6 protein-coding genes are annotated in these 4,632 nt (G+C 37.0%); all 6 read left to right on the top strand.

What is annotated here, in order from left to right; all coding sequences use genetic code 11:
* The first annotated feature begins 293 nt into the window (after positions 1 to 293).
* Positions 294 to 830, top strand: a complete 537-nt coding sequence (locus BW942_RS20240; RefSeq protein ID WP_000353620.1) for a DUF1564 domain-containing protein — start codon at positions 294 to 296, stop codon at positions 828 to 830.
* A 363-nt stretch (positions 831 to 1,193) separates the two neighbouring features.
* A complete protein-coding gene (locus BW942_RS20235) occupies positions 1,194 to 2,006 on the top strand; it encodes a MotA/TolQ/ExbB proton channel family protein (protein ID WP_000668014.1) in 813 nt (270 codons plus the stop codon).
* Positions 2,007 to 2,032: 26 nt separating this feature from the next.
* Complete coding sequence (locus BW942_RS20230) at positions 2,033 to 2,452, top strand: ExbD/TolR family protein (RefSeq protein WP_000619314.1); 420 nt, start codon at positions 2,033 to 2,035, stop codon at positions 2,450 to 2,452.
* Between the two features lie 2 nt (positions 2,453 to 2,454).
* Positions 2,455 to 2,865 carry an ExbD/TolR family protein gene (locus tag BW942_RS20225; protein WP_000053705.1) on the top strand — a complete coding sequence of 137 codons (411 nt, stop codon included), beginning with the start codon at positions 2,455 to 2,457 and terminating at the stop codon, positions 2,863 to 2,865.
* 3 nt (positions 2,866 to 2,868) lie between these two features.
* The gene (locus BW942_RS20220) at positions 2,869 to 3,459 is read left to right on the top strand and encodes an energy transducer TonB (RefSeq protein WP_000437522.1); all 591 of its coding nucleotides are present in this window, start codon (positions 2,869 to 2,871) and stop codon (positions 3,457 to 3,459) included.
* A gap of 668 nt (positions 3,460 to 4,127) precedes the next feature.
* Positions 4,128 to 4,632 (top strand): IS110 family transposase (locus tag BW942_RS20215; RefSeq protein ID WP_139325934.1); only part of this gene is annotated, 505 nt, incomplete at its 3' end.

Raw genomic sequence — 4,632 nt, 5'->3', positions numbered from 1 at the left:
TTGAACTCAGCAAAACGCTTTCCTATGGGTCGCGCTTGAACTCAGTAAAACGCTTTCCTATGGGTCGCGTTTTAGGTCGTTCGGCGGATCGTGTTCTATAATAAAGACGATTATTGTATAATATTTTCTGTATGTAGTTTATTGACCAGAACTGAAAGCCAGTCGATTAACCTGTGGCAAGCCTGATTCACCCAGTTTTTCTTACGTAAAACTCACGTTAAAATATTTTGTTTAGTTCGAAAAAAATCTTTCTAAACCGTTCCACTTAGAAAGACCGAAGAACCTTTTCTAGTATGGATATTCTTTTATTCAATGAAAGTCAAAAAATTGAATCTGCTTTGGTTGAAGATTCTATTGGAACGGATTCTCTCTTGGTTCCAAATGATTATTGGAATCGTTTGAATTCTCAAGAAAGAAAAGACCTTCGTAAGAAACTTCCTATTTTATTGAGAAAGTATTCTAAGCGGATCGCTTCGATGGAACGTCTTCATCATAAGGCGGGGAAAATCAAATACAATCGTGATGTTGGCAAGATGAAAAAATTTAGCATTCGTGTGAATACTGGGATTTGGGCGACCTTGGGTGTGTTGGCCGCGGCTCATGGAGTTTCGAGGTGTTATCTTTTTAATTACATGCTCTGGTTGGAGGACTTGGATGGGGAGGAGAATTTTTTTGTGAAAACTTTGAACCGAGGAGTTCCTAGCTTTCATTGGACTTACAAAATGACTTGGAAGATAAACAGGAGACAAAATCTTATATCGAGAGAATTACAATTCGAACCAAACCCAATGACGAGCCAACATCCATATTATTTTCATGCGTCTTCGTAGTAATACCGAACGACTATTAAAAGAACCTGCGCTCAATACAACAAATACGAAAACAATTTCAAGAAAAAATTGTAAAACAAAATTTCCTACAAACAATAAATAATTATATTCTTATATTCTAAATTTTCCACCACGACTTTTTTTCAAAGAAAAGCGAAAGCACTTTTCAGTAACGCCACTGAAACCCGATCCCACGTTGTCTATCCAAACGAACTCTTGTAACTTCATTGGCAGAATTCATCTGGATTTTCTGATGCCGAATTCGCATTGATTATACCTCAAATCTTAGATCCGTAATCCTTTTGTAATCACTTAGTAATAAATCAAAGATATATTACAGAGACATTTTAATCGGAGACATCGATGAAATTTTTCTCTATAAAAAAAGAATTCAAATGGGTGTTTGTAGCACTGATCCTTTCTGGAATGATTTCTATTTCCACATCCGTAATATTCGCACAAGATAAAACACCAGAACAAACGCAAACCACCCCCACAACCGAACCATCTAAAACCGAAACGCCTGCGTCCACCAAAGCAGACAAAAGCTGGGGATTTGTGGATCTTTTTCTTTTAGGTGGCTGGACCATGTATCCCTTAGCTCTTTCTTCAATCGTAGCCTTAGGAATCATATTTGAAAGAATTTATTTCCTAGCCACCGCCAAACTTCTTCCCAAAGGATATAACATAGACTTAGGCGAAACCATGGATGCAAAAGGTTTAGATGCGGTTCGCGGATTTTTAGACGAAAGAAAAGATTATAAAATCACTCAAGTTTTAGCAGGTGGAATTGAAGTATCTTCCGGAGACGCAGAAATTTTTGCTAAGGGTGTAGAAAGAGAAGCAGCAGAAGTAATTACTGTATTGGAAAGAGGACTTGTAATTCTTGCAGCGGTTTCCACGATCGCTCCTTTGATCGGATTTTTAGGAACCGTTTCTGGTATGATCAACGCATTTGACGCAATCGCAAACGCGGATCAAGTAAACGCAAAAGTAGTCGCGAGTGGAATTAAAGAAGCATTAATTACAACCGCTGCAGGTTTGATCGTTGCGATTCCTGCGATGACATTCCATCAGTACCTGACTTCCAGAATCGACGGTTTTACTTCCGAAATCGAAGAAGCAGCAAATAGAATTTATAAGGAATTCTTAAAGAGAAATTCCCAAAAAGTATAATCGTTTTTTTGAATGAAGGTATCCTAATGATCCGAATCAAAAAGAAACGCACCTTAGAGGAAATATCCGCGTCTTCAATGTCGGATATTGCATTTCTATTATTGGTGTTTTTTATGGTAACCGCCGTATTCTTTGTAAAAGAAGGATTGAACATTCAACTTCCTAGAAAGAACTCAAATCCTACGTTAATTCTGCGAGAAAATATCTATGAGATATTAATCGCGGGCGACCTAATTAAGATGAAAAACAAATCGATTGGAACCAAAGAATATAGAAACCTAATCGATTTTAGACAAGAACTCAATCTGATGGAAATCCCAGATATAGAAAACAAAGTCGCATTAATAAAAACGACCGGAGATACAAAATACGGTAACATGTTAGACGCGTTATCCGCCGTTCAAATTCGAGGATTTAAACAGGTCTCCGTAAAAAGGCTGAAATAAATATGAGTTTAAAAAAGAAAAAAAATCCACCTTCGATTCCGGTTAGTTCTATGGCCGACATCGCATTTTTACTTTTGGTTTTTTTTATGGTAACTTCCGTTTTAGATACAGATCCGGATCTACCAATTGCTCTTCCAGACGTTCCAGGCGGAGAACAGTTAAATAAAAAAATAGCAAACCTGTATCTCGGCACGGATAAAGCGGTATATTTCAATCAAGTAAGAATGCCTTTGAACGAAGCGATCAATCACGTAAGAGCCAAACTTACCACTACTCCCGATCTTAAAGTTCTGATCCACGCAGATAAAAATTTACCTTATGCAGAACTAGACAATACATTCGAACTTTTGAAAGAAGCAGGAGCATTGAAAATATCCCTCGTTACAAAAACCACTCAAGGTGGAGGTCTTTGATCGATGGAACAACCTAACTCTACAATTACCATCGTGAAAAAGAACAGGCTCAGAAGATGGATTGATCGTTATCGGATGGAATTTTTTCTTTCCGTGTCTTTTCTTCTACAAATATTCATTCTGTTTTTTTGGTACACACCTTCTATACAATTCGATCGATTGGATCGACTTGTAGATGAAGTTGCATTTGTAGATAATTTAGTCATCCAAGAACCAAACGTTGGAGAAGCAGCAGACGACGGAGAATTTGAAGTAACCGATACGATTAAAAAAAAGGAAGATCCTAGAATAGCAGGCGCACAAGACGCAATCATTTCCGGTGCAACCGCTCCAGTGGATCTAACCCCTAATATCACTCCAGACTATCCCGATGAAGCCAGATCTGCAGGTATCACTGGTACTTCCACATTAGAAGTAATCATTGCAGAAAACGGACAAGTGCTAAGAGTTCGTTCTGTAGGCAAATCTCTTGGGTTCGGTTTAGACGAAGCAGCAATCGAAGCATTTTATAAAAAAAGATACTCACCTTCTATATTAGAAGGCAAACCGATTACAGTTAAAGTATTAATTCCAGTTCGATTTAGTCTTTACTAAAATATATAAGTTAGAATATTATAAAAATAGTATGTATAACAAATAAAAATTTTTTTTGTCATCAGTTTAGATAGAAGTAAAAATAGTCAACCAACCTTTTTTCTATTTTCTCAAGTCCGACTCAATTTGTATCCAAGAATACAAAAAGTCTTGTCTTATATATTAGAATATGTTATTTTTTTTAAAATATATATAAGTTACAAAATTGTATTCCGAAAACAATCAGAAGCGTTGAACTTCCAGAACAAACGTAGAATTCGTAGTGGCTTGTGATCTGAATCCAACATTCAATCCTACCATTTAAAGACTCTAAAATTTACGGAGACACGTTTTGTTACCTTTAAAAAGGTAAAACTCACGTTATTTAACGTGAACTCGGTATAACAAATGCGAAAGCGATTATTATGCTGCGATCCATAGATTAGTATGTTTCTTGAACGTAAGACAGTTCCGAATGTGATATTCTTGAATCGACGGAGTCAAGAAGGCCGGTGGCAGATTGATCGCTCTCTTGGGGCTTAGACCCCGATCCATAGATGAATCTAAATCGGCCACCGCAAACCCATGTGTGGCAACTTCACAAAGTTGACCACGAATAGGAGTGCTGGTATATCACAACTCGGGCTTGTTAAGACCTTCCGCTCCACTTAAAACTTTAGGAGAAAGAAATGAAAAGTCAAGAAATCAAATACGTAGGAATCGACTGTGGAAAAAAAACTTTAGAAGTCATACGGATCGGAGACAACTCTCTTCATCAAAGACAACAATTTTCAACAACAGAAATTGGAATTTCTAAATTGATAAATTGGCTCAATCCAAATGATGTAGTAGGCTTAGAAGCAGGCTCTCAATCTTTTAGAATTGCAAAATCAATATTAAACAAAGGGATTCAAGTGATCGTCTTGAATCCAGGAGACTTAGCAACAATCTATCAATCTTTAAAAAAAACAGATAAAGAAGACTCTCTCAAGATTGCGAGACTCATACAACGTTTTCCAATAGAAGAATTACCGGTCGTTCCGATTCCAAACGATGAAGAGGAGGACAATAGAAGACTATGCACGGAACAAGAGAACTGGACAAGGCAACTAACGCAAAGTAAGAATCGACTTCATAGTTTATTTACTCAAGCCGGTTTGACACATATCACTAAAAAGCATTTAAGAACAAAAG

This window comes from Leptospira interrogans, assembly GCF_900156205.1.
GTDB classification, from domain to species: Bacteria; Spirochaetota; Leptospiria; order Leptospirales; family Leptospiraceae; genus Leptospira; species Leptospira interrogans.
This window is presented reverse-complemented; position numbering and strand designations above follow the sequence as displayed.

What these genes read in the sequence shown, in the direction of transcription:
- BW942_RS20240 (WP_000353620.1), top strand. Translation starts at nt 294, where the DNA reads ATGGATATTCTTTTATTCAATGAAAGTCAAAAAATTGAATCTGCTTTG.
- BW942_RS20235 (WP_000668014.1), top strand. Translation starts at nt 1,194, where the DNA reads ATGAAATTTTTCTCTATAAAAAAAGAATTCAAATGGGTGTTTGTAGCA.
- BW942_RS20230 (WP_000619314.1), top strand. Translation starts at nt 2,033, where the DNA reads ATGATCCGAATCAAAAAGAAACGCACCTTAGAGGAAATATCCGCGTCT.
- BW942_RS20225 (WP_000053705.1), top strand. Translation starts at nt 2,455, where the DNA reads ATGAGTTTAAAAAAGAAAAAAAATCCACCTTCGATTCCGGTTAGTTCT.
- BW942_RS20220 (WP_000437522.1), top strand. Translation starts at nt 2,869, where the DNA reads ATGGAACAACCTAACTCTACAATTACCATCGTGAAAAAGAACAGGCTC.